22 protein-coding genes are annotated in these 25,721 nt (G+C 58.5%); 18 read left to right on the top strand and 4 right to left on the bottom strand.

Features of this window, described 5'->3' with window-relative positions; translation table 11 throughout:
- Nucleotides 1–76 precede the first annotated feature (76 nt).
- The 15 genes from fabF (at nucleotide 77) to EH206_RS08440 (ending at nucleotide 14,129) form a co-directional block, all read left to right on the top strand.
- Nucleotides 77–1,318: a beta-ketoacyl-ACP synthase II gene (gene fabF / locus EH206_RS08370; protein ID WP_009112343.1), complete on the top strand. Its 1,242-nt coding sequence runs from the start codon at nucleotides 77–79 to the stop codon at nucleotides 1,316–1,318.
- A 162-nt stretch (nucleotides 1,319–1,480) separates the two neighbouring features.
- On the top strand, nucleotides 1,481–2,278 hold the full coding sequence (gene pabC / locus EH206_RS08375; protein ID WP_009112344.1) for an aminodeoxychorismate lyase: 798 nt from the start codon (nucleotides 1,481–1,483) through the stop codon (nucleotides 2,276–2,278).
- Between the two features lie 14 nt (nucleotides 2,279–2,292).
- Entirely contained in the window at nucleotides 2,293–3,315 is a 1,023-nt protein-coding gene (gene mltG, locus EH206_RS08380) for an endolytic transglycosylase MltG (RefSeq protein WP_009112345.1), read from the top strand.
- Nucleotides 3,302–3,958, top strand: coding sequence for a dTMP kinase (tmk, locus tag EH206_RS08385; protein ID WP_009112346.1), 657 nt, complete (start codon nucleotides 3,302–3,304; stop codon nucleotides 3,956–3,958). The genes mltG and tmk overlap by 14 nt, the downstream gene beginning before the upstream one ends.
- Entirely contained in the window at nucleotides 3,958–4,971 is a 1,014-nt protein-coding gene (gene holB, locus EH206_RS08390; RefSeq protein WP_009112347.1) for a DNA polymerase III subunit delta', read from the top strand. Before tmk ends, holB begins: the two co-directional genes overlap by 1 nt.
- Before the next feature lie 22 nt (nucleotides 4,972–4,993).
- Nucleotides 4,994–5,788: a metal-dependent hydrolase gene (locus tag EH206_RS08395; RefSeq protein WP_009112348.1), complete on the top strand. Its 795-nt coding sequence runs from the start codon at nucleotides 4,994–4,996 to the stop codon at nucleotides 5,786–5,788.
- Nucleotides 5,789–6,105: 317 nt separating this feature from the next.
- The gene (gene ptsG / locus EH206_RS08400) at nucleotides 6,106–7,539 is read left to right on the top strand and encodes a PTS glucose transporter subunit IIBC (protein ID WP_009112349.1); all 1,434 of its coding nucleotides are present in this window, start codon (nucleotides 6,106–6,108) and stop codon (nucleotides 7,537–7,539) included.
- 209 nt (nucleotides 7,540–7,748) lie between these two features.
- Entirely contained in the window at nucleotides 7,749–8,105 is a 357-nt protein-coding gene (gene hinT / locus EH206_RS08405) for a purine nucleoside phosphoramidase (RefSeq protein WP_009112350.1), read from the top strand.
- A 6-nt stretch (nucleotides 8,106–8,111) separates the two neighbouring features.
- On the top strand, nucleotides 8,112–8,495 hold the full coding sequence (locus EH206_RS08410; protein WP_009112351.1) for a YcfL family putative periplasmic lipoprotein: 384 nt from the start codon (nucleotides 8,112–8,114) through the stop codon (nucleotides 8,493–8,495).
- 21 nt (nucleotides 8,496–8,516) lie between these two features.
- Nucleotides 8,517–9,092: a penicillin-binding protein activator LpoB gene (gene lpoB, locus EH206_RS08415; RefSeq protein ID WP_009112352.1), complete on the top strand. Its 576-nt coding sequence runs from the start codon at nucleotides 8,517–8,519 to the stop codon at nucleotides 9,090–9,092.
- Complete coding sequence (locus EH206_RS08420) at nucleotides 9,073–9,936, top strand: phosphotransferase (RefSeq protein WP_009112353.1); 864 nt, start codon at nucleotides 9,073–9,075, stop codon at nucleotides 9,934–9,936. Before lpoB ends, EH206_RS08420 begins: the two co-directional genes overlap by 20 nt.
- Nucleotides 9,937–10,013: 77 nt before the next feature.
- Entirely contained in the window at nucleotides 10,014–11,042 is a 1,029-nt protein-coding gene (gene nagZ, locus EH206_RS08425) for a beta-N-acetylhexosaminidase (protein ID WP_009112354.1), read from the top strand.
- 56 nt (nucleotides 11,043–11,098) lie between these two features.
- Nucleotides 11,099–11,641 carry an alpha/beta hydrolase YcfP gene (gene ycfP / locus EH206_RS08430; RefSeq protein WP_009112355.1) on the top strand — a complete coding sequence of 181 codons (543 nt, stop codon included), beginning with the start codon at nucleotides 11,099–11,101 and terminating at the stop codon, nucleotides 11,639–11,641.
- Between the two features lie 289 nt (nucleotides 11,642–11,930).
- Nucleotides 11,931–13,235: an NAD(P)/FAD-dependent oxidoreductase gene (locus EH206_RS08435; protein ID WP_009112356.1), complete on the top strand. Its 1,305-nt coding sequence runs from the start codon at nucleotides 11,931–11,933 to the stop codon at nucleotides 13,233–13,235.
- 354 nt (nucleotides 13,236–13,589) lie between these two features.
- Complete coding sequence (locus EH206_RS08440) at nucleotides 13,590–14,129, top strand: glycine zipper 2TM domain-containing protein (protein ID WP_009112357.1); 540 nt, start codon at nucleotides 13,590–13,592, stop codon at nucleotides 14,127–14,129.
- Nucleotides 14,130–14,253: 124 nt separating this feature from the next.
- Here EH206_RS08440 and EH206_RS08445 read toward each other — a convergent pair whose 3' ends face one another.
- The 4 genes from EH206_RS08445 to mfd all read right to left on the bottom strand — a co-directional run bounded on the left by EH206_RS08445 (nucleotide 14,254) and on the right by mfd (nucleotide 22,395).
- Complete coding sequence (locus EH206_RS08445) at nucleotides 14,254–15,168, bottom strand: glutamate/aspartate ABC transporter substrate-binding protein (protein ID WP_009112358.1); 915 nt, start codon at nucleotides 15,166–15,168, stop codon at nucleotides 14,254–14,256.
- Nucleotides 15,169–15,492: 324 nt separating this feature from the next.
- The gene (yegD, locus tag EH206_RS08450) at nucleotides 15,493–16,845 is read right to left on the bottom strand and encodes a molecular chaperone (protein WP_009112359.1); all 1,353 of its coding nucleotides are present in this window, start codon (nucleotides 16,843–16,845) and stop codon (nucleotides 15,493–15,495) included.
- A 173-nt stretch (nucleotides 16,846–17,018) separates the two neighbouring features.
- A complete protein-coding gene (treA, locus tag EH206_RS08455; protein WP_009112360.1) occupies nucleotides 17,019–18,725 on the bottom strand; it encodes an alpha,alpha-trehalase TreA in 1,707 nt (568 codons plus the stop codon).
- Between the two features lie 220 nt (nucleotides 18,726–18,945).
- Entirely contained in the window at nucleotides 18,946–22,395 is a 3,450-nt protein-coding gene (gene mfd, locus EH206_RS08460; RefSeq protein WP_009112361.1) for a transcription-repair coupling factor, read from the bottom strand.
- A gap of 137 nt (nucleotides 22,396–22,532) precedes the next feature.
- Between mfd and lolC the strand changes: the two genes are divergently transcribed.
- From lolC to lolE, 3 genes are read left to right on the top strand one after another with little or no spacing between them, the layout of a single operon-like run.
- Complete coding sequence (lolC, locus tag EH206_RS08465; protein WP_009112362.1) at nucleotides 22,533–23,735, top strand: lipoprotein-releasing ABC transporter permease subunit LolC; 1,203 nt, start codon at nucleotides 22,533–22,535, stop codon at nucleotides 23,733–23,735.
- Complete coding sequence (lolD, locus tag EH206_RS08470) at nucleotides 23,728–24,435, top strand: lipoprotein-releasing ABC transporter ATP-binding protein LolD (RefSeq protein ID WP_009112363.1); 708 nt, start codon at nucleotides 23,728–23,730, stop codon at nucleotides 24,433–24,435. Before lolC ends, lolD begins: the two co-directional genes overlap by 8 nt.
- Nucleotides 24,432–25,679 (top strand): lipoprotein-releasing ABC transporter permease subunit LolE, encoded by a 1,248-nt coding sequence (gene lolE, locus EH206_RS08475; RefSeq protein ID WP_009112364.1) that lies wholly within the window; start codon nucleotides 24,432–24,434, stop codon nucleotides 25,677–25,679. The genes lolD and lolE overlap by 4 nt, the downstream gene beginning before the upstream one ends.
- The last annotated feature ends 42 nt before the right edge of the window (nucleotides 25,680–25,721 follow it).

Raw genomic sequence — 25,721 nt, forward strand, 5'->3', positions numbered from 1 at the left:
ACATATCTAGGCGGTCATTCGACCGCCTAAGTTTTTTGTCCCGCGGCGTCATATTTTCCCTCCCTGGAGGACAAGCGTGTCTAAGCGTCGAGTAGTTGTGACCGGACTGGGCCTGTTATCTCCTGTCGGCAATACGGTTGAGTCCACCTGGAGTGCTCTTCTTGCCGGTCAGAGTGGCATCAGCCCGATCGACCATTTCGATACCAGTGCCTATGCAACCCGTTTTGCCGGGCTGGTAAAGGATTTTAACTGTGAGGAATTCATTTCGCGCAAAGAAGCGCGCAAGATGGATGCCTTTATCCAATACGGCATCGCCGCCGGCATTCAGGCCATGTGCGATTCCGGTCTTGAAGTAACGGAAGAGAACGCGCCGCGCATCGGTGCGGCGATCGGTTCCGGCATTGGCGGCCTGGGTCTTATTGAAGAGAACCACAGTTCGCTGGTGAAGGGCGGTCCGCGTAAAATCAGTCCGTTCTTCGTGCCTTCAACCATCGTCAACATGGTTGCCGGGCATCTCACCATTATGTACAGATTGCGTGGCCCAAGTATTTCCATCGCCACCGCCTGTACCTCGGGTGTGCATAACATCGGCCATGCGGCGCGTATCATTGCCTATAACGACGCCGACGTCATGGTCGCCGGCGGGGCGGAAAAAGCCAGTACGCCGCTCGGCGTGGGTGGTTTTGGCGCGGCGCGCGCGCTGTCGACCCGTAACGATAACCCGCAGGCGGCAAGCCGTCCGTGGGATAAAGACCGCGATGGTTTCGTGCTGGGCGACGGTGCGGGTATCATGGTGCTGGAGGAGTACGAACACGCCAAAAAACGCGGCGCCAGAATTTATGCGGAAATCGTCGGCTTCGGCATGAGCAGCGACGCCTATCATATGACGTCGCCGCCGGCGGATGGCGCCGGGGCGGCGTTGGCGATGAAAAATACGCTGCGCGATGCGGGCGTTTCCGCATCCCAAATCGGTTATATCAACGCGCACGGCACATCCACCGCAGCGGGCGACCTGGCCGAGACGCAGGCGGTCAAATCCGTGTTTGGCGCTGATGCCGGCCGGGTATTGGTCAGCTCGACGAAATCGATGACCGGGCATTTACTGGGGGCGGCCGGGGCGATCGAGTCGATCTTCAGCATCCTGGCGCTACGCGATCAGGCTATTCCCCCGACCATCAATCTGGATAACCCGGATGAAGGCTGCGATCTGGATTTCGTCCCCCACGAGGCGCGTCAGGTCAGCAATCTGGAGTATACGTTGTGTAACTCCTTCGGTTTCGGCGGCACCAACGGTTCGCTGTTATTCCGTAAGGTGTGATCGTCAACGTCTTGTAAAAAACCCGGTTTCCGGGTTTTTTTTTGTGTTGTGACGAACCATTCGTGGTTGCCCCCCTTACCTGCGTAAAATCGGACTGGGTGACTTGTGTGCCCCTCCCGTTTGCTGGCAAGCTGACGGCATTTAGCCGAAAGGAAGAAATAGATGCAGTGGATTAATGGTCGCATACAGGAACAGTTAGCGGTATCTGATCGCGGCACCCAGTTTGGCGACGGGTGTTTTACCACCGCCAGAGTACGCGGTGGCGAGATCGTCTGGCTTGACAGGCATCAGGCTCGCTTACGGCAGGCGGCGGAACGTTTGATGCTGCCCGCCATTGACTGGCCGTTATTGCGGCAGGAGATGAACCTGGCGGCGCAAGGTCGCAGTGAAGGCATCGTTAAAGTCATGCTTACCCGGGGATCGGGCGGACGGGGATATGGCATTCAGGGCTGCGATAGCCCGACGCGGATCGTGATGCAGGCTGACTATCCCGCTCATTATTCCCATTGGCGCGAGCAGGGTATCAGCCTGCGCCTCAGTTCGGTTACATTAGCCAGAAGTCGGTTGCTGGCGGGTATAAAGCATCTGAATCGCCTGGAACAGGTTCTGATTCGTATCGATCTAGAACAGCGCGCGGCCGATGAGGTCTTGGTGCTTGACACCGCCGGGACGCTAGTGGAATGCTGTGCGGCTAATTTGTTCTGGCGCAAGGGAAATCGCGTGTATACGCCGGATTTATCCTATGCCGGGGTGGATGGCGTAGCCAGGCAACACGTCATTTCACTGCTGGCGGATTCCGCGTTCGAGCTGCATGTCGTCACCGAGCCGGTAGACACGCTGGCGGATGCGGATGAGGTGATTATTTGCAACGCATTAATGCCGATTGTTCCCGTAAACCAGGCCGAGACCTGGCGTTATCGCTCCAGAGATCTGTATCGGTTCCTGAGCACTGACCGTTAGCCTTTGGTTGATTTATGAACAGAAAGAAGATTACCATTCTGCTGCCGGCGCTATTGCTGCTGGCCCTGTTGCTGCTGTGGCAGAAAATACAGCAATTTGCCGCTTCGCCGCTGGCCATCAAACAGGAAACCATTTTTACCCTTCCGGCCGGCACCGGCCGTGAGGGATTGGAAAAATTACTGCTGGACCAGCAGGCGATCGCCGACGGAGCCCTGTTTCCCTGGCTGCTGCGCATTGAGCCGGAGCTGGCGAACTTCAAGGCGGGAACCTACCGTTTTACGCCGGCGATGACGGTGCGCGAAATGCTGGCGCTGTTATCCAGCGGCAAAGAGGCGCAGTTCGCCATTCGCTTTGTTGAGGGTTCCCGCCTGAAGGAATGGCTCGAAACGCTGCGCCAGTCTCCCTATATTAAACATACGCTGGCGGATAAAAACGTGCGCGAGATTGCCGAACAGCTGGGGATAAGGGATAAACCCAATCCGGAAGGATGGTTCTATCCCGATACCTATATGTACACCGCCAATACTGCCGACGGCGCCTTGCTGCAACGCGCCCATCAGCGCATGAAGAAAACGGTGGACGAGGTATGGAAAGGGCGTGAGGATGGGTTACCCTATAAAACGCCCGATGAACTGTTAACCATGGCATCGGTCATCGAAAAGGAGACGGCGATCGGTGCAGAACGTCCGCAGGTGGCGTCCGTTTTCATCAACCGCCTGCGCGTCGGTATGCGTTTGCAAACCGATCCGACGGTTATTTACGGCATGGGTGACGCCTATACGGGCGTGATTACCCGCAAGGCGCTGGATACGCCGACGCCCTACAATACCTACGTGATTCCCGGTTTACCGCCGACGCCGATAGCCATGCCGGGAAAAGCGTCGCTGGATGCGGCCGCTCATCCGGCTAAAACGTCGTACCTTTACTTTGTAGCCGATGGCAAAGGCGGACACAGCTTCACTACCAACCTTGCAGACCATAATCGCGCTGTAAGGCAATACCGCTCAGCGTTAAAGGAACGGGATGGACAACAGTAAATTTATCGTCTTGGAAGGTTTGGAAGGCGCAGGGAAAACCAGCGCGCGCAACGTGGTGGTCGAGACGCTGGGCGAGTACGGCGTTGATAAGGTGATTTTTACCCGTGAACCCGGCGGTACGCCGCTGGCGGAAAAGCTGCGTGAGTTGATCAAGCAGGGGACGGCCGACGAGAAGGTAACGGATAAAGCCGAAATTCTGATGCTGTATGCCGCCCGCGTCCAACTGGTGGAAAATGTGATCAAGCCGGCGCTGGCTCAGGGGAACTGGGTGATTGGAGATCGCCACGATCTCTCCTCCCAGGCCTATCAGGGGGGAGGGCGCGGCATCGACCCGCAGCTGCTGCTATCGCTGCGCGACGCGGTGCTGGGGGATTTCCGCCCGGATCTGACGCTGTATCTCGACCTGCCGCCGGCGCTGGGGCTGCAACGCGCCCGCCAGCGCGGGGAATTGGACCGCATCGAGCAGGAGTCGTTCGCCTTTTTTGAGCGAACCCGCGCGCGCTATCGGGCGTTGGCGGCGCAGGATCGCAGCATCCTCACCATCGATGCGTCGCAGCCGCTGGCAAACGTCCGCGCCGACATTCAGGCGGTATTACGCCAGTGGCTGCAAAATCAGGGATTACACCCGCGGGATGGCGTCTGATGGACTGGTATCCTTGGCTTAATGCGTCATACCGCCAGTTGATCGGCCAATACCAGGCGGGGCGGGGACACCACGCCATATTGCTGCATGCTTTATCCGGCATGGGTGAGGACTCGCTGGTTTATGCACTGAGCCGCTGGCTGATGTGCCAGCATCCGGAAGGGATGAAAAGTTGCGGCAAGTGCCATTCCTGTCATCTGATGATCGCCGGGACGCATCCTGACTGGTATGTGCTGAGCCCGGAAAAAGGCAAACAGAGCCTGGGGATCGACCCGGTGCGGGAAGTGCTGGATAAGCTGTATCAGCACGCCCGACAGGGCGGCGCGAAAGTGATATGGCTGCCGTCGGCGGAGCAGCTTACCGAAGCGGCGGCCAATGCGCTGCTTAAAACGCTGGAAGAACCGCCGCAGGGAACCTATTTTTTGTTTGGCTGCCGTGAACCCGCCCGTCTGTTGGCGACGCTGCGCAGCCGTTGCCTGTATCATTATCTGGGCGTTCCGGATGAAACGCACGGCATCCTGTGGCTGAATTCGCGCCATCGGCATGATAAGCAGGCGTTGCGCACCGCGTTAAGATTGCAGGCCGGCGCCCCGCTGGCGGCGGAGAAACTGTTGCAAGCGGAACGATGGCAGCAGCGCACGGCGTTATGCCAGGCCTTCTCCGCCGTGCTCTCCTCGCACGATCTTCTGTCGCTGACGCCGCAGCTTAATCATGATGATGCCGCCGAGCGTATTCACTGGCTGGCATCGCTGCTGCTGGATGCGGTGAAGTGGCAGCAGGGCGCGGGAGATCATCTGGTGAATCTGGATCAGCCGGCGTTGATTGAACGTCTGGCCAATGAATCCGCCAATCCCCAGCTACAGTACGAACTGCATCAATGGTTGGCCTGTCGGCAAAAGTTACTGACGATAGCCGCGGTGAACCGTGAGCTATTATTAACCGAGCGGTTGCTTGACGGCGAACAGAGCCTGTCCACGGCTGTCCAGCGGCGCTTTCATCCCTTTTCCGCATAATCGATTTCGAGTAAATAGCATCATGTTGTTAGTTGATTCCCATTGCCATCTTGACGGGCTGGATTATCAGTCATTGCATAAAGACGTCGCCGACGTACTGGATAAAGCCAAACGGCGCGACGTTGGTTTCATCCTGGCGGTTGCCACCACGCTTCCCGGATTCCGCGCCATGACGCAGCTGATCGGCGAGCGGGATAACGTCGCCTTCTCCTGCGGCGTTCATCCGTTAAATCAGGATGCGCCCTACGATTACGCCGAGCTGCGCCGGCTTGCCGCGTCCGATAGCGTCGTGGCGCTGGGGGAGACGGGGCTGGATTACCACTATCAGGAAGAGACGAAAGCGCAGCAGCAGGCATCGTTTCGCGAGCACATTCGTATCGGCAACCAGTTTAACAAGCCGGTTATCGTCCACACCCGTGCGGCGCGGGAAGATACGCTGGCGATTCTGCAAGAAGAACAGGCGGAGAAGTGCGGCGGCGTGCTGCACTGTTTTACCGAAGATTTAGCCACGGCGAAGATCCTGCTGGATATGGGCTTCTATATTTCGTTTTCCGGCATTGTGACATTCCGTACCGCGGAAGCGCTGCGCGAGGTGGCGCGTTATGTGCCGTTGGATCGGATGCTGATTGAAACGGATTCCCCCTGGCTGGCGCCGGTCCCTTTTCGAGGGCAGGAGAACCAGCCCGCCTATGTCCGGGATGTGGCGGAGTATTTGTCCGTGCTTAAAGGCGTAACGCTGGAGAGTCTGGCGGCGGCCACCACCGAGAATTTTTCCCGTCTGTTCCATATCGATTCGGCACGGTTGACCACAGGGTAATAGTGGTTGAGAATAGCCGAGTTTTTTTGGGCTGTGTAATTAATAGCGATAGATGCGCACTCTGGATAAGGCTTCTTTCTCCGGGGATGGGCGTTTTTTAGTCATATATCATTAAGAAGCTAAAATTATGCGCTTTTTAGACTTGCCGGCTTGTTGAAACGTGATAGCAGTCAAACACTGCCGGCGCTATTTATTTTACTCTGCGTAAAAATTAAAGGGGGCTAAGACACCCCGAATAGGTAAAGGGTATTTCCCCACCTTTACGCATATGAAGCATCAAGCAGTAAAAGTACTATTACTCAGGAGCACACTCAATTATGTTCAAGAATGCATTCGCAAACCTGCAAAAAGTAGGTAAGTCGCTAATGCTGCCGGTATCCGTATTGCCTATCGCAGGTATTCTGCTGGGCGTCGGGGCGGCAAATTTCAGCTGGCTACCTGCCGTTGTTTCCCACGTTATGGCGGAGGCCGGCGGGTCGGTTTTCGCCAATATGCCGCTGATTTTCGCTATTGGCGTGGCGTTGGGTTTCACCAATAACGACGGCGTATCGGCGCTGGCCGCGGTGGTGGCCTATGGCATCATGGTGAAAACCATGGCGGTGGTCGCCCCGCTGGTTCTGCATCTGTCGGCGGCGGAGATTGAATCCCAGCATCTGGCGGACACCGGGGTGTTAGGCGGTATTATCGCCGGCTCCATCGCGGCTTATATGTTTAACCGCTTTTATCGTATTCAACTGCCGGAATACCTCGGCTTCTTCGCCGGCAAACGTTTTGTGCCGATCATTTCCGGTCTGGCGGCGATCGCCCTGGGGATTGTGCTGTCATTTATCTGGCCGCCGGTGGGACGCGCCATTCAGACGTTCTCCCAATGGGGCGCCTATCAGAACCCTGTGCTGGCGTTCGGCCTGTACGGACTTGTTGAACGCTCGCTGGTGCCTTTCGGTCTTCACCATATCTGGAACGTACCTTTCCAGATGCAGATTGGCGAATTCACCAACGCCGCCGGCCAGGTGTTCCACGGCGATATTCCCCGTTATATGGCGGGCGACCCGACCGCCGGTAAATTATCCGGCGGCTTCCTGTTCAAAATGTACGGTCTGCCGGCCGCCGCCATCGCCATCTGGCACTCCGCCAAGCCAGAGAATCGCGCCAAGGTGGGCGGCATCATGATCTCTGCGGCGCTGACCTCTTTCCTTACCGGGATCACCGAGCCTATCGAGTTCTCGTTCCTGTTCGTGGCGCCGGTTCTGTATGCCATCCATGCGATTCTGGCCGGTCTGGCGTTCCCGATCTGTATCCTGCTGGATATGCGTGACGGCACCAGCTTCTCGCACGGGCTGATCGACTTTGTGGTACTGAGCGGCAACGGCAGCAATCTGTGGCTGTTCCCGATCGTCGGCCTGGGCTATGCGTTGATTTACTACACGGTGTTCCGCGTACTGATTGCCAAGCTGAACCTGAAAACGCCCGGTCGCGAAGACACGTCCTCCGAACAGGTTGCTCAGGGAGGCACCGAGAGAGCGGCGGCGCTGGTTAGCGCATTTGGCGGCAAAGAAAACATCACCAATCTGGATGCTTGTATTACTCGTTTGCGTGTGAGCGTGGCCGATGTATCAAAAGTCGATCAGGCTGGTTTGAAACAGTTGGGCGCGGCCGGCGTGGTAGTGGCCGGTTCCGGCGTTCAGGCAATTTTCGGCACCAAGTCCGATAACCTGAAAACCGATATGGACGACTATATCCGCAATAACTGAGCCGTGAGTTAAAGGGGCGAAAGTCTAATGCCGGTCACTTATGGTGGCCGGCATTTTTTTTACGGATAGTTCGACACAACAGCGTGACGTCGCTGGCGAAACATCCATTTGCGGCACAAATAGACGAAGAAGGTTGAAAGAAATGGAATATGTCACTCATACTGCCTACACGACTTTGATCTGCGCTGGTTTTAAAAAGGAAATCAATCATGGCTGAAGAAACCATTTTTAGTAAAATTATCCGCCGGGAAATTCCCGCCGATATCGTCTATCAGGATGAACTGGTGACCGCCTTTCGCGACATTGCGCCACGCACGCCAATCCATATTCTCATCGTGCCCAATGTATTGATCCCCACCGTTAATGACGCCACGAACGAACATGAAGCCGCGCTGGGGCGGATGATTACGGTAGCCGGCAAAATCGCCCGCCAGGAGGGGATTGCGGATGACGGCTATCGCCTGATTATCAACTGCAACCGGCACGGCGGGCAGGAGGTTTACCATATCCATCTGCACCTGCTCGGCGGCCGCCCGTTAGGGCCTTTGCTGGCCGAGCGGACGTAATCGCCGATGCGCAATCCGCTGAGTCAATGTCTGTCGCTACTGTTGATGCTGGGGGTGCTGGCCGGTTGCGGCGCCCCCAGGGTGCTCACCATAAATGAACGCCAGACGCTGGTGCTGGATGCGCCGCTATTGTCGGCGGGGATTACCGCCGGGAATCCTTCACTGGCTACGGTGAACGGTGAAAAACGCGCGTCTTCCGTGGTCAGCAATAGTACGCGCCGGCCGGTCACCGTACATTATCGTTTCTATTGGTATGACGACAAAGGCCTGGACGTATTGCCTTATGAAGCAGCCCGAACCCTGGTGATCCCGCCCGAGGCGGAGATCAGCGTGGTTTCGACGCGCGGCAACCCTGACGTGCGCCAGGTTCGCCTTCATCTGTTTTTATAATGGTGTGTTGAGAGAGGAAACATGAAAAAGTATCTATGGGTAGTGCTGGCGGCGCTGGTGTTGACGGGGTGTCCCAGCCGACCGCCGGAGCCCACGGAGCCGCCCGCGACGATTGAACCGGCAGAGCCGCAGGTTCCGACGCCGCCGCCGCCGGGCGAACCGGTTCCGCCGCCGCCCAAAATCCAGACGCTGAATTGGGATGCCAGCATTAATCCGCTGGTCGCCCAGATGCTGCAGGCGGGCGGCGTGGCGCCGGGCAGCATCCTGTTGCTGGACAGCGTAAAAAACAACACCAACGGGGCGTTGCCGACGGCGAAAGCCAATAGCGCGCTGTATAATGCGCTGTCGGCCGGCAATACCTTTACCCTGGTGCCGCGGGAACAGGTGAATGCCGCCAAGCAGACGCTGGGGCTGTCGGTTGACGATAGCCTGGGATCGCGCAGCAAGGCGATCGGCCTGGCCCGTTATGTCGGCGCGCAGTATGTGCTGTACAGCGACGTGAGCGGCGATGTGAAATCACCGGTGCTGGATATGCAACTGATGCTGGTGCAGAGCGGCGAAATCGTCTGGTCGGGAAATGGTGAAGTCCAACGTTGAACAACGGCTTACCGCGGTTATCAGTAAGCACTTCCCGGCGGCCGAGTCCGCCGGTTTTCATATATCTCCCGTTGGGGGATTAAGCAGCGAAAGCTGGCGTATCAGCTCGGAACAATTCAACGGGCTGGCGCGCCCGCAGTCGGCGTCCGGGCGCCTGTCGGGCAGCGATCGGCAGCGCGAGTTTCGCCTGCTGCGGCAGATGGCGGGCGTGGGGCTGGCGCCGCGTCCGCTGCTGTGGCGGGACGGCTGGCTGATTATCGAATGGGCGGCAGGCCGCGCGGCGACGCAAGCGGAGTTTTCCGCCGCGCTGAGCGATGGCGAACTGGCCGGTTATCTCGCCCATATTCATCAGCGGCCGCCCAGCGGCTATCCGCTGGCGTTGAAGCCGCTGTTCGTCCGCCACTGGCAGCAGATGGACCGCCGCCGCCGTTCACCGGCGCTGTTGCGGCTTCATCGCCATTTTCAGCGCCGTGCGCTCCCCAAGCCGCTGGCGATTGCGCCGCTGCATCTGGACGTGCATGCGGACAACCTGTTGCTGACCGATAAGCGGATGATGCTGATTGACTGGGAGTATGCGGCGGATGGCGACATCGCGCTGGAGCTGGCATTTATTGTGCGCGCCAATCAGCTGGATGGCGAAACGCAGTTGCGTTTCCTGCAACGCTATCATCAGCGGCGCCCGGGATTTTCCGTCGCTCGCCTGCAACGACATACGGCGCAATGGCTGCCGTGGGTCGATTATCTGGTGCTGATGTGGTTCGAAATACGCTGGCGGCAGACCAGGCAGGAGCGGTTTCTGCAAGCGCTGGCGCCGCTGCGCCAGCGCCTGGGAATAGGGGAGTGACGGCGCGCGTACAACATCGGCCCGCTATCGCATCTGGCTGGCATATCAATCAAATCAAGTAATCAATGAGGTTTTCCTTGGGTCCGGTAATGTTAGATGTCGCCAGCTATGAGCTGGATGCTGAAGATCGCGACGTATTAGCCCATCCGCTGGTGGGCGGCGTCATTTTATTCAGCCGAAATTTTCATGATGCGCAACAGCTGCGTGAACTGGTGCGGCAAATCCGTGCGGCGTCGCGTGAGCGTCTGGTGGTGGCGGTGGATCAGGAGGGCGGCCGGGTGCAGCGTTTTCGGCAGGGATTTACCTCCTTGCCGGCGGCCCAGGCGTTTGCCGCGTTGAACGCCGAACCGGAAGCGGGCCGGCTGGCGCAAGAGGCCGGCTGGGTGATGGCGTCGGAGATGATCGCCATGGATATTGATATCAGCTTTGCGCCGGTACTGGATATCGGTCACCAGAGCGCGGCGATAGGCGAGCGTTCGTTTCATGCGCAGCCGGAAAAGGCGCTGCTGATGGCGCAGCGCTTTATCGCCGGAATGCATGAAGCGGGAATGAAGGCGACGGGTAAACATTTCCCCGGCCACGGCGCGGTCAGCGCGGACTCGCATAAAGAGACGCCGCGCGATCCCAGGCCGCTGAATGAAATCCGCGCCCGTGATATGCTGATCTTCAGAGAGTTGATTCAGCAGCGGCGGTTGGACGCGATAATGCCCGCCCACGTTATTTATAGCGCGGCCGACCCGCGTCCGGCCAGCGGGTCGCCGTTCTGGCTCAGGCAGGTGCTGCGTCGGGAACTGGGGTTTGACGGGATAATTTTTTCTGATGACCTGTCGATGGAGGGGGCGGCGGTGATGGGGAGTTATCCGCAGCGTGCGCAGGCGTCGCTGGATGCCGGGTGCGATATGATTCTGGTGTGTAATCGCCGCGATGGGGCGATAAGTATTTTGGATAACCTGTTTGCGGTCAAGGCGGAGCGGCTAACCAGCTTATATCATCGGGGTTCATTCTCCCGCGATCGGTTGCTGGAATCGCCGCGCTGGAAGCAGGCCAATCAGGCGCTTACGGCGCTCAGCGCCCGCTGGCAAGCGCATAAAGAGAGCGGGAAATAGGTTCTTCCGCTACGCCGTCCACGACGCGGCGTAGCAAAACAGGGGTGAAGATAGCGATGATTATCTACTTGCATGGTTTTGATTCGACCAGTCCCGGCAACCACGAAAAAGTGCTGCAGTTGGAGTTTATTGATGATGACGTCCGGCTGCTGAGCTATAGCACGCTGCATCCGCGTCATGATATGCAACACCTGCTGAAGCAGGTGGATAAAATGATTCAGCAGGTCGACGATGAGCGTCCGCTGATATGCGGCGTCGGGCTTGGCGGCTTCTGGGCGGAGCGGGTTGGTTTCCTGTGCAATATCCGCCAGGTGATTTTCAATCCCAATCTTTATCCGCAGGAAAATATGGGCGGTAAAATCGATCGTCCGGAAGAGTATCTGGATATCGCGACCAAATGCGTCGCCAATTTTCGCGAGAAAAACCGCCGACGCTGCATGGCGATATTATCCCGCGAGGATGAAATGCTCGACAGCCGGCGCAGTGCGCAGGTGCTGGATGGTTATTATGAAATTATCTGGGATGAAACGCAGACGCATAAATTCAAAAATATCTCTCCCCATCTGCAACGGATAAAATTATTTAAAATGCAGGATTGAACGCCAATCGGTCATTTCCCGTTCGTCGCCGCGGCGGGTACGCCTTGGTGACGTTGTCACGACTCTCTCTTTTGTAACGACTATTTAACTGAAATAAAGATGAAATTTCAGACGGTTACACCCTCAAGCTGAAAATAAATTGATATATATCAATTTTGGTATGACCATATGACCCGGCATGTTATTCTTGCAGCAGATAACGTACTTAACTTATACGAACCCTATGTAATATAAGGATATTATTATTTTACCCTTTATTAACCATTGGTTCACAATTTAGGGGGTCATTTTGACAGTACCAAGCAAAAAAATCGTTATTGTCGGCGGGGGAGCCGGCGGACTTGAATTGGCGACCAGTCTGGGTCACAAGCTGGGCCGTAAGAAAAAAGCGCAGGTTACGCTGGTCGACCGCAATCACAGCCATCTGTGGAAACCGTTGCTGCATGAGGTCGCCACCGGATCGCTGGATGACGACATGGACGCGCTGAGCTATCTGGCTCACGCCCGCCATCATTATTTCCAGTTTCAGCTGGGCATGCTGACGGATATCGATCGCCAGCAGCAGCATATCCAACTGGCTGAAATCTGCGATGAGCAGGGCGAGGTGCTGGTTGCCGCCCGCAAAATTCCTTATGACATTCTGGTTATCGCATTAGGCAGCACCTCCAATGACTTCGGTACGCCGGGGGTAAAAGAGCACTGCATTTTCCTGGATAACCCGAAACAGGCGCGGCGTTTCCATAATGAAATGCTGAATCTGTTCCTGAAGTTCACCGCCCGGACGGATGAAAAAGAGCGGGTCAATATCGCCATCGTGGGCGGCGGCGCCACCGGGGTGGAACTCTCCGCGGAGCTGCACAACGCGGTGAAACAGCTGCACAGCTACGGCTTTGAGGGGCTGGATAAAGAGACGCTGAATGTGACGCTGGTGGAAGCGGGCGATCGTATTCTGCCGGCATTGCCCGCGCGCATTTCCGCTGCCGCCCATCAGGAACTGAGCAATATCGGCGTCAGGGTACTGACCAATACTATGGTGACCAGCGCCGAAGCGGGCGGGTTGAATACCAAAAGCGGCGAGTTTATCGAAGCCGATCTGATGGTCTGGGCCGCCGGGATTAAAGCGCCTGACGCGATGAAAGAGATCGCCGGCCTGGAAACCAACCGCATCAATCAACTGGTGGTGGAGCCGACCTTGCAGACCACCCGCGATGCCAACATTTTCGCCATTGGCGACTGCGCCTCCTGTCCGCAGGAAAGCGGCGGTTTTGTTCCGCCGCGGGCGCAGGCCGCTCACCAGATGGCATCACGCTGCCATGGCAATATTCTGGCGCTACTGAACGGCCAGACGTTGAAACCGTACGTGTATAAAGATCACGGCTCGCTGGTTTCTTTGTCCAAATTCAGTACGGTCGGCAGCCTGATGGGCAACCTGATGAGCGGTTCGGTGATGATAGAAGGGCGCATTGCCCGTTTCGTCTATATCTCGCTATACCGTATGCACCAGATTGCGTTGCACGGCTATGTTAAAACCGGCCTGATGATGCTGGTGGGCGGTATCAACCGGGTTATTCGTCCGCGCCTTAAATTGCACTGATGCTGTAATTCTTCGCCGCCTGTCTGCCGCAGGCGGTTTTATTCAGTAGCGTCCGCCCGCCAGCCCGCCATACAGTATAAAATATCGCCTATTAACCTTTCCCGTTAAGATAATTCTCAAATGATGGTTTTTTGTTATCAAAAAAAATATTTGGTTAATTAGTCTTATTGCGGGAGTTAGAAACATTGTGCAGACTTCCCACTGTTTACAGGCGGCGTAGCACGCACGTCGCACATCCTGAATGCGGGTCATTCACATTCAGGAGGAACCGGCGGGTTTATCGCGTGAAACGCGAGCTGTGCTGAATACAGGACCGCAGGTGGAATGCGTGGAAATATATTCGGGAGGTATCCTGTGAACAAATCAATGTTAGCGGGTGTAGGTATCGGTGTGGCTGCTGCATTGGGTGTGGCGGCGGTGGCGAGTATGGATGTGTTCTCATCCAAACCGCAATTTGCGCAGGTGCTGACGGCAACACCAATAAAAGAAACGGTAAAAACCCCTCGCCAGGAGTGTCGTAACGTTAGCGTTACTAATCGTCGCCCGGTTCAGGATGAACATAAAATTACCGGCTCGGTGTTGGGCGCCGTGGCGGGCGGGGTGCTGGGACATCAGTTCGGCGGCGGTCGCGGCAAAGACGTGGCGACGGTCGCCGGCGCTTTGGCGGGCGGCTATGCCGGTAATAAAGTTCAGGGCAGTATGCAGGAAAAAGATACCTACACGACGACACAGCAGCGTTGTCAGACCGTGTACGACAAATCGCAAAAAGTATTGGGTTATGACGTCACCTATAAAATAGGCGATCAGCAGGGAAAAATCCGTATGGACCGCGATCCCGGAACGCAGATCCCGGTGGATAAAAATGGCCAACTGATCCTTAACCAACAGAGCTGATGCGCGTCGGCTCGACCACTCTTTTTTTTCGCCGCCCAGATAGCGCAATTCTCCGGGCGGCGTTTTTCTTCCTATCACTCCTGACGTTTTTTGGCCTTCCGGCACTGTACCTGGTGAAACTCGATTACAGAATACGATCGTTCGGCGTTTTAAACAGCGCCTGCATATCTTCGGACATGGCGAAATTCATATTGATGTTTTTGGGCGGGATGGGCTGGGTAAACCAGCGCTGATACCATTTTTCCGCCTCGCCCGAGGTTTGCGCCTGCGCTATCGTTTCATCCATCAGCTTTTTAAAGGCGGGATCGTTTTTGCGCAGCATGCAGCCATAGGCTTCGTGCGACTGCGGCGTACCGACGATCTCCCATTGATCGGGCTTCTTCGCCTTGGCGCGCTCACCGGCCAGCAGCGGGTCATCCATATAAAAAGCGACCGCGCGTCCGCTTTCCAGCGTGCGGAAAGCGTCGCTGTGATCCTTGGACGAGATAATGCGCATCTGAAGATTGTTTTTATCATTCAACTGGTTGAGTAAAATTTCGTTGGTGGTGCCGGCGGTGGTGGTGACCGGTTTTCCTGACAGATCCTGAAAATCATTGATACCGCTTCCCTTTTTGACCAGCAATTTCCCCCCGACGATAAAGATGGAGTTGGAGAAAGCGACCTGTTTCTGCCGTTCCGCATTATTGGTGGTGGAGCCGCATTCAAAATCAATGGTGCCGTTTTGCAATAGCGGAATACGCGTCTGTGAGGTGATGGGCAGCATTTTCACCGTCAGATTGGGTTCATTGAGCTGTTTTTTCACCGCCTCGACAATCGCATTCGCGTACTCCTGGGAGTAGCCGACGACTTTCTGCTGATTATCATAATAGGAGAAGGGCACGGAAGATTCACGATGCCCGACGACAATGGTAGCGCTGTCCTTGATTTTTTTGAGCGTGTCGGACGGAATCGCCCCGTTTTCGCTGCCGGCGTCCGCGCCATAGGCCGCGTGGCAGGCAAGCCCGATCAGAATCAGTGATACCCGTGTTGCTATTTTCATTATGTTCTCCGTGGTGATGTTTGAATTGTAGCCCTGGTGTGCGGCGAATGCGGTGGCATCTATATGGGGCGCGGGATTTCAGGGTTATAAAGCAATATTAGTGCCATATGTCGGCCTCGGACAGGCGGCGGCGACGTATGCCGGGCGATGGGCGGCGAAAGGCGGGCGCGATATCGCCATAACGGCGGAAACATGAGGTCAGATAGCGGGGAGGATAAGGGCCGAGCGCTACGCTGCACTATCAGGGAGCGCTGATATGCACCACACGCAGGGAGAATACCGCCGGAGGGGCATACCAGGGATAGCCTTTCCGGCACCAATGGGTTAATCGCGTAACAGAATCTCCGCCCAACGGGCCAGTCCGGCGGTGACCGAGCCGAAGTCGTCGCCGCCGGCGAGGGGGACGCCGGGCAGCAACCGCGCTATTGCCTGGCGCAGCAGCGGCGAACGGGCGCTGCCGCCGGTCAGATAGATAACCTGCGGACGGGTCTGGCTGCTCTTTAGCGCCAGTTCGATCTGCTGCTGAATGCGCAGCAAAGGCTGAGCGATGGCAGCGCTAAGCTGGCTATTGTCGATGGCGGCGGTCACGCCCGGCTCGACAAAGTGCAGGTCGGCGCTGGCGAGTGCGGCGTCGGATAAGATGATTTTGCTCTCTTCCGCCAGTTGCACCAGACGATAGCCCAGCCGCTGGCGCCACACGGTCAGCAAACGTTTTACCGCCTCGGGCTGCCGGGCGTCGCGTATCATTTCGTTGATTAGCGTTCGGCACGCCGGGCTGTAAAAGTCTTTCTGCGCGGGGATATCGTTAATCGCCACCGCATTCCACCAGGGCAGCGCGGGAAGGGGGATGCCTTTCTCCGTCAGGCCGTTCAGTCCCAGCAGCGGCATCAACTGCCTGAAGGCCAGCATGATATCCAGATCGTTGCCGCCCACCCGGCAGCCGCTGTGCCCCAACAGGCTTTGCTGCCGATCGCGCCGCCGATGCCAATCGGGACCCATCAGCAGCATTGAGCAGTCGGTGGTGCCGCCGCCGATATCCACCACCAGCACGCGGGTCTCTTTATCGAGACTGGCTTCGAAATCCAGCCCGGCGGCGACCGGTTCAAACTGAAACATCACCTGCTGAAAACCGGCGCGCCGGGCGGCGCGTTGCAGAATACCCAGCGCCTGCCGGTTGGCCTCTTCCCCGCCGCTGCTCTGGAAGTTAACCGGGCGGCCGATAACTGCCTGTGTAATGGATTGATCAAGCTGTTGTTCCGCCTGTCGGCGAATATGCAACATCATGGCGCAGACCAGATCTTCGAACAGGGCGATCTGCTGAGGTTTCAGGCCGCTGGCGCCAAGAAAAGACTTGGGTGACTTAACGAACCAGGTTTCCTGCGGGTCGGCGATATAGTGCCGCAACGCGTCCCGTCCGAACTTCACGCTGTCCGGCTGAACGCGGATATCCTCGTCGCGGTTATAGCCGATGGCGCGCCGCAGCAAGAGGGCGCTTTCGCCGCTGGTTTCGACCTGGTGATGGCGCCACAGCCATTCGCTGACGGCTTCGCGCACCGGGGCGCAGAGCAGCGAGGATAAATAAGGGGCGTCGTTTTCCAGCGGCACCAGCCGTGGCGTGCCGTCTCGCACCACCGCCACGGAACAATTGGCCGTGCCATAGTCAAAACCGATAAACATCCTGAATTACCCATGCCATGAAAAAAGGTGGGGACTTTACTGCGTTACTCTCCGGGTTGTAAAGGGGGATGTGTACCGCTCAGGGAAAAATTGGCTGAAAGGCATTGGAGGGCAATGTATCTGGCACAAGTCTGCCATAGCCGCCCGAATACTTGGAGCGGGCGGCTATGAGGTTACTGCGCGGCGTCCCGACCGGAAGCGGAGCGCTCCTCGCGCCGGCAGGCCGGCACGGCGTCGCAGTAGCGCGCCATCAGCTTCAGCGTGACCCCGTTGCTCCAGCCGAAGCCGTCTTGCAGCGTATATTCGCCGCCGCCTCCACCGCTGCCGAACCCTGCGCCTTCCACCACATATTTTTCCACCAGCTTATGCTCGGCGTCATACAGCTTTTGCACATTGACCAGGAAACGGGTGCCGATGGCCTGCGCCAGCGCGTCCTGACCGTAGCGGCTGAAGCCCTCGACCGCGACCCATTGCAGCGGCGCCCAACCGTTCGGCGCGTCCCACTGCTGGCCGGTATTGACGGTGGTGGTGGTCAACCCGCCCTCTTTCAGCAGCTGTTTGCGCACCGCCTCGCCGGTGGCGGCAGCCCGATCGCGCGGCGCGATATTGACATACAGCGGGAATACCGCGGCCGCGGTGATCGGCTGCGTTATTGCCTTCCGGCGCCAGTCATAGTCGCTATAGTAGCCGTCCTGTTGATTCCACAGATAGCGGTTGACGGCCTGCCTGCGCTCATCGGCGACGCGCAGGAAGTGCGCCGCTTCCCCTTGATTGCCGGCGGCTTCGGCGCCGCGCGCCAGCGTCTGCTCCAGATGAAACAGCAGCGAATTCAGGTCCACCGGAATAATATCGGTGGTGTGGATGGTGGAGAGATCGCGGGGATCGCGCAGCCAGCGCGAACTGAAGTCCCATCCCGACGCGGCGCCGGCGCGCAGATGGCGGTAAACCTCGGCCGCGGGGCGATCTGCCGCCTGGGAGGCGGTGGTAATGTCTTCCATATAGGATTCGGTGCGCGGCGTATCGCGCTCATCCCAGTAGCGGTTCAGCACGCTGCCGTCGTCAAGGCGCACCACGCGATCGCCGGCCTGTCCGTTCGGCAGCCCCACGCTGCCGCGCATCCAGTAGTGGTACTCTTTTTTTAACTGCGGCAGGTAATGCGCGTAGACCTTATCTCCCTGATGCTGCGCCAGCAGTTCCACCATAAACGAGAAGAAGGGCGGCTGTGAACGACTGAGATAGTAGCTGCGGTTGCCGTTGGGAATATGGCCGTAGCGGTCGATTTCGTGGGCGAAGTTGTCGGTCATATTGCGCACCAGCGTCCAGTTGCCGCTTTCCGCCAGACCCAGCATGGTGAAATAGCTGTCCCAATAGTAAATCTCGCGAAAACGTCCGCCGGGCACCACGTAGCTATGGGGCAGCGGCAGCAGCGAGTCGTACGCTTGCACCTGCCGGGTGGTGCGCGTCAGTACGCCCCACAGGCCGTCAATATGCTGGCGTAGCGTCTGCCCGGCGGGCGGGACGTAGGCTTCGCCTTCTTGCGGCAGGGTAAAGTTGCTCTCGACGAAGCGTCGCAAATTGAAGCCGGGCGACGGTTTCTGCCGCGTATAGGCCTCGAGGATGGCGGCTGGGTTCCGGTTCGGCACGGCGTCGGCAAAGGTTTTCTGATCGGGGAACAGCTTGGCCCTTTGCACGTCGCTGAACAGCGGCCCCAGCAGCACATCGGGCGGCTGAGGAGCCGCCATCGCCGCGCCGGGCCGGCTGATTGTCGTCGCTTGTTGCGTCGCCGGCGCAGCGAGCGTGGAAAATGAAATGCCGAGGCTTAGCGCCAGAGCAAGGGGCGGCAGAGACGTTTTTATGCCACGCGAGGAAACGGAAAACATACGCAAATCTCCTTGTTTACGGCCGGTAGGACAGAACGCTGCATTCGGCAGTGAAATGCAACTTACTGAATAATTAAGCGTAGTCGGTCTGCGCCGGCGATTGCCGCTGACGGCGGTAAAGTGAGGCGCAGTTCAAATTTTTCGCGGAGGGTTGCGGATGGAGCAGGGCGGCGGTTTGGCATTGGGCGGCGACGCCCAATGCCATAGGGGGATCTGAGGGCTATGCCGCCAGCGTATGCTGCGCCATATTGCTTAACAGCGACTGGATAAACTCGATGCGCTGCGGCCGGGCGCTTAAATCCTTGATGAATTTCAGCCGCGTCGGGCCATCCAGACGGTAAACGCCGGGGTTATGCTGCAGCAGACCGATCAGGTGGGTCGGATCGACGCGGTTCTGTTGGCTAAATTCGATAAATCCGCCTTTTTCATGGCCTTCGATGCGTTTAATCCCCAGCGATTGCGCCTGCTGGCGCAGCGCCGCCACCTGTAACAGATGGCGTGCGGCGTCCGGCAACAGGCCGAAACGGTCGATAAGCTCCACTTTCAGCTCTTCCAGCTCGTGCGGGCGTTTGGCACTGGCGATGCGTTTGTAGAATGAGAGCCGGGTATTGACGTCAGGGATAAAATCTTCCGGCAATAGAGCGGGCAGGCGCAGTTCCACCTCGGTCTGGCTGCCGATCAGGTCTTCCAGCGAGGGTTCGCGGCCGGCCTTCAAGGCCTCGACGGCGCTCTCCAGCAGCTCCATATAGAGCGAAAAGCCGACGCTGGTCATCTGCCCGCTCTGATCTTCGCCCAGCAGTTCGCCCGCCCCGCGGATTTCCAGATCGTGGGTGGCGAGGGCGAAGCCCGCCCCCAGATCCTCCAGCGACGCGATCGCTTCCAGCCGTTTGTGCGCGTCGCCGCTCATCGCTTTGGGATGCGGCGTCAGCAGATAGGCATAGGCCTGATGATGGGAGCGCCCGACGCGGCCGCGCAGCTGGTGGAGCTGCGCCAGCCCGAAGCGGTCGGCCCGTTCAATGATGATGGTATTGGCGCTGGGAATATCGATGCCGGTTTCAATAATGGTGGTGCACACCAGCACGTTGAAGCGCTGATGATGGAAATCGTTCATCACCCGTTCCAGATCCCGTTCGCGCATCTGGCCGTGGCCGATGGTAATGCGCGCCTCCGGCACCAGCTCCGCCAGACGCTGGGTGGCCTTTTCGATGTTTTCCACATCGTTGTAGAGGTAATAAACCTGACCGCCGCGCAGGATTTCACGCAGGATGGCCTCGCGCACCACCAGATGGTCGTATTCGCGCACAAAGGTTTTCACCGCCAGGCGGCGCGCCGGCGGGGTGGCGATAATCGACAGATCGCGCATGCCGCTCATGGCCATATTCAGCGTGCGGGGGATTGGCGTGGCGGTCAGGGTGAGAATATCCACGTCGGCGCGCATCGCCTTGATGCGTTCCTTGTGGCGCACGCCGAAGCGGTGTTCCTCATCCACCACCAGCAGCCCCAGATCGCGCCAGCGCACATCGCTCTGCAACAGCTTATGGGTGCCGATCAGAATATCGACCTTGCCTTCCTGGGTTTCTTGCAGAATCTGGGTCTGTTCGCGCGCGCTGCGGAAACGGGAGATCATCTCGATTTTAACCGGCCAGTTGGCGAAGCGATCGCGGAAATTGTCGTAGTGCTGCTGCGCCAGCAGGGTGGTGGGCACCAGCACCGCCACCTGTTTATGGTTTTCCACCGCCAGAAAGGCGGCGCGCATCGCGACTTCGGTTTTACCGAAACCCACGTCGCCGCACACCAGGCGATCCATCGCCAGCGGCCGGCACATATCGCTCAGCACCGCATTGATGGCCTGAGCCTGATCGGGGGTGGTTTCAAAAGGGAAGCTCTGGCAGAAAAGCTGATACTGTCCTTTGTCGTGCCGAAAGGCGAAGCCGCTTTTGGCGGCGCGCCGGGCGTAGACGTCCAGCAGCTCGGCCGCCACGTCGCGCACTTTTTCCGCCGCTTTCTGCCGGGCGCGCGACCAGGTGTCGCCGCCCAGTTTGTGCAGCGGCGCGCTGTCGTCCGCGCCGCCGGCGTAACGGCTGATCAAATGCAGCGAGGAGACCGGCACGTAAAGCTTATCTTCCCCGGCATAGGTGAGAATCAGGTATTCGGCCTTAATGCCGCCCGCCTCCAGGGTGGTCAGGCCGGCATAGCGTCCCACGCCGTGTTCCAGATGCACCACCGGCTGGCCCGGCCGCAGTTCCGCCAGATTACGAATCAGGGTGTCGGTGTTTATCGCCCGGCGGCTATCCTGGCGCCGCCGGCTGACGCGCTCGCCCAGCAGATCGCTTTCGCAAATCAGCGCCCGCTGGCGCAGCGTATCGATAAAACCGTGCTCGCTGGCGCCGATAAGCAGCGAGGCGCGCTGCGCTTTGGCTTGCTGCAGGCTATCAATCGGTTGGGGATTGAGCTTGATGCGCGCCAGCAGCTCTTGCAGGGTTTCGCGCCGGCCCTCGCTTTCCACGGAAAAGATCACCGGCCCGTCAAACCGCTCGATAAAACGGCGCAGGGTATCCAGCGGGGCTTTGTGCTGCGGCTGGACGGCCAGATCGGGCAGCGGCAGATAGCCAAGATTCACATTGGCGGCTTTATCCGCCAGGGTATCGGTGCGCAACTGCACCCGCGGCCAGGCTTTAAGTTCGGCAAACAGGCCGTCGACCCGCAGCCATAGCGACTCCGGCGGCGGCAGCGGACGCATTGGATCGACCCGCCTGCTCTCATAGCGCTGCTGAATATCCTGCCAGAAGCGTTCGGCGCCCTGTTCGATATCGCCGGTGTTGACCACCAGCGTGTCGGAGGGAAAGTAGCTGAACAGCGAGGGCAGCGGCTGATTGAAAAACAGCGGCTGCCAGTATTCGATACCGGCGGGCCAGCTGCTTTTACTTACCTGCTGGTAAATGTGTTCCGCATCGCGACGCACCTCGAACTGCTCGCGCCACTGGCTGCGGAACAGTTCGATGGCGCTTTTGTCGGTGGGGAATTCGTGAGCGGGCAACAGATTGATCTGCGGCACCTCATTTAACGTGCGCTGGGTGTCGACGTCGAAAAGCCGCAGGCTGTCGATTTCATCGTCGAAAAAATCAATGCGGTAGGGCTCTTCGCTCCCCATGGGGAACAGATCGAGCAGCGCGCCGCGCGTGGCGTACTCCCCGTGCTCCATCACCTGGTCGACGCTGCGGTAGCCCGCCTGCTCCAGTTGGGAACGCAGCCTGTCGCGCGACAGACGCTGGCCTTTTTGCAGTATCAGCGCATGGCCGTGCAGAAAGGTATGCGGGCATACCCGCTGCATCAGGGTGTTGACCGGCAGGATCAGCACGCCGCGCTCCATCAGCGGCAAGCGGTACAGGGTGGAAAGACGGTTGGAAATAATTTCCTGATGGGGAGAAAAACTGTCGTAAGGCAGGGTTTCCCAATCCGGCAAGGCCGTGACGGTCTGGGCGGTAAATTGCTGAATTTCATCGCGCAGGCGTAAGGCATTCTGCATATCGGGGGCGATAAGCACCACCAGTCCGGCATGGCGGTCAATAATCTCTGCGCATTCCACGGCGCAGGCGGCGCCGGTTAATTGTCCCAGCAGGCGTTGCTCGCCCGATTTGCGCGGCAACGAATAACGGTATTTTTCAGGCATAATCTGATTATCAGGTCTCTACCCCGTCGTCCGCTAAGAAAAAGCCGGAGAGTGGGGGTATTAGGGTTCCATAAAGCGGTACTACCCTTTATTATCCTTGATCACTTTGCTTTGGCAACCATATCCAGACGGATTTCATGTATCAACCTGTCGCATTATTTATTGGCCTGCGTTATATGCGCGGCCGCGCATCAGACCGCTTCGGGCGGTTTGTCTCCTGGTTATCGGCCATTGGCATCACCCTCGGGGTAATGGCGCTGGTAACCGTACTGTCGGTTATGAACGGTTTTGAGCGCGAACTGGAGGAGAATATCCTGGGGCTGATGCCGCAGGCGTTGATTACCAGCGCGCAGGGATCGCTCGATCCGCAAACTTATCCCGCTTCGTCGCTGGATGCGCTTCAGGGCGTTAACCGCACGGCGCCCCTGACCACCGGCGAGGTGGTGCTGCAAAGCGCCCGCAGCGTCGCCGTGGGGGTTATGCTGGGCATTAACCCCGACGAAGCGGAACCGCTGTCGCGCCATCTGGTGAACGTGCGGCAACAGCAGCTCCAGCCGGGGCAATATCAGGTTATTCTCGGTGAACAACTGGCGTCGCAGCTGGGGGTAAAGCGCGGCGAACAGCTGCGCCTGATGGTGCCCAGCGCCAGCCAGCTCACGCCGATGGGGCGCATCCCCAGCCAGCGGCTGTTTACCGTGGCGGGCACTTTTTCCGCCGGCAGCGAGGTCGACGGTTATCAGCTGTTGGTCAATCAGCAGGACGCCTCGCGGCTGATGCGCTACCCGGCGGGCAATATCACCGGCTGGCGTCTGTGGCTTGACCAGCCGCTGGCGGTGGATACCCTGAGCCGCCAGACATTGCCGGACGGGCTGGTGTGGAAAGACTGGCGTGAGCGCAAGGGCGAGTTGTTCCAGGCGGTGCGGATGGAAAAAAACATGATGGGACTGCTGCTGAGCCTGATTATCGCCGTCGCCGCCTTCAATATTATTACCTCACTGGGTCTACTGGTGATGGAAAAACAGGGCGAGGTCGCCATTCTGCAAACGCAGGGGTTGACCCAACGTCAGATTATGACGGTGTTTATGGTGCAGGGGGGCAGCGCCGGGATCGTCGGGGCCTTATTAGGCGCGCTGCTGGGCGCGCTGCTGGCCAGCCAGCTCAATACGCTGATGCCGATGCTGGGATTATTGCTGGACGGCGCGGCATTGCCGGTGGCGATAGAACCGCTACAGGTGGCCGCCATCGCGCTGACCGCCATGATCATCGCCCTGTTATCTACGCTGTATCCGTCGTGGCGCGCCGCCGCCGTTCAACCCGCTGAGGCTTTACGTTATGAATGATTTACTGCTGTTGCAGTGCAATGACCTGTGCAAGCGCTATCAGGAAGGCAAACTGTCGACGGATGTGCTGCGCAACGTCTCCTTTGAGATGCGCAGCGGGGAAATGATGGCGATTGTCGGCAGCTCGGGTTCCGGCAAAAGTACCTTATTGCATCTATTGGGCGGGCTGGACTCGCCCACTTCCGGCGAGGTGATTTTTAAAGGCCAGCAGATGAGCCGGCTTTCCGCGGCGGAAAAGTCCGCGCTGCGCAACCGCGAACTGGGCTTTATTTACCAGTTCCACCATCTGTTGCCGGATTTCACCGCGCTGGAAAACGTCGCCATGCCGCTGTTGATCGGCCATGTGCCGGCGGCGCAGGCGCAGGAAAAAGCGCGCGAAATGCTGGCGGCGGTCGGTTTGGAGACGCGCAGCCATCACCGGTCGGCGGAGCTGTCCGGCGGGGAACGCCAGCGCGTCGCCATCGCCCGCGCGCTGGTGAACAGTCCGTCGCTGGTGCTGGCGGACGAGCCGACCGGCAACCTCGATCAGCGCACGGCGGATACGATTTTTGAACTGCTGGGCGAACTGAACGCGCGCCAGGGGACGGCGTTTCTGGTGGTTACCCATGATTTACAGCTGGCGGGCCGCCTGAACCGGCAGTTGGAAATGCGCGACGGCCGGTTGCAGCAGGACGTGACGCTGATGGGAGTGCCGCAATGACCTTTCCTCCGCTTTCCCTGCTGATCGGCCTGCGTTTCAGCCGCGGCCGGCGGCGCGGCGGCATGGTTTCGCTGATTTCGGTGATTTCGACGGTGGGTATCGCCCTGGGCGTGGCGGTGCTGATCGTCGGTTTAAGCGCGATGAACGGTTTCGAGCGCGAGTTGAACGAGCGTATTCTGGCGGTGGTCCCCCACGGCGAAATCGAACCGGTTAACCAACCCTTTGACGGCTGGCGGTCGATTCTGCCCAAAATCGAGCAGGTGCCCGGCGTGGCGGCGGCGGCGCCCTATATCAACTTTACCGGTCTGCTGGAAAACGGCGCCAATCTGCGGGCTATTCAGGTGAAAGGCGTCGACCCGCGGCAGGAGAGCCGGCTCAGCGCCTTACCCCGTTTTGTGATGAACAACGCCTGGGCAAATTTTCGCGCCGGGGAGCAGCAGGTGATTATCGGCCAGGGCGTGGCCAAGGCGCTGAACGTCAATGAGGGCGACTGGGTGACGGTGATGATCCCCAACAGCGATCCGCAGATGAAGCTGATGCAGCCGAAGCGTATCCGGCTGCAGGTCAGCGGCATTCTGCAGCTCAGCGGCCAGCTCGACCACAGCCTGGCGCTGGTGCCGCTGGCGGACGCGCAGCGCTATCTGGATATGGGGGAGAGCGTAACGGGGATCGCCATTAAAGCCACGGATGTCTTTAGCGCCAATAAGCTGGTGCGCGATGCGGGCGAGGTCAGCAACGCCTATGTAAAAATTCGCAGCTGGATCGGCACCTACGGCTATATGTACCGTGATATCCAGATGGTGCGCACCATTATGTATCTGGCGATGGTGCTGGTGATCGGCGTGGCCTGCTTCAATATCGTCTCCACGCTGGTGATGGCGGTAAAAGATAAAAGCGGCGATATCGCGGTGTTGCGCACCCTGGGCGCCACGGACGGGCTTATCCGCGCTATATTTGTCTGGTATGGCTTGCTCGCCGGGCTGCTGGGCAGCGTGCTCGGCGTGGTCGTGGGGGTGATTGCGACGCTGCAACTGACCAATATCATTCGCGCCATTGAATCGGTAACCGGTCATCGCTTTCTGTCGGGCGACATCTATTTTATTGATTTTCTGCCGTCGGAGCTGCACGTTATCGATGTTGTCAGCGTGCTGGCGACGGCGCTGGTGCTGAGTCTGATCGCCAGCTGGTATCCGGCGCGCCGCGCCAGCCGGATCGATCCCGCGCGGGTATTGAGCGGGCAGTAACCTGTTATATCCACACTCGGCGTCGTGCGGGGTGGGAATTGT

The organism is Brenneria nigrifluens DSM 30175 = ATCC 13028 (genome assembly GCF_005484965.1).
Classification (GTDB): domain Bacteria; phylum Pseudomonadota; class Gammaproteobacteria; order Enterobacterales; family Enterobacteriaceae; genus Brenneria; species Brenneria nigrifluens.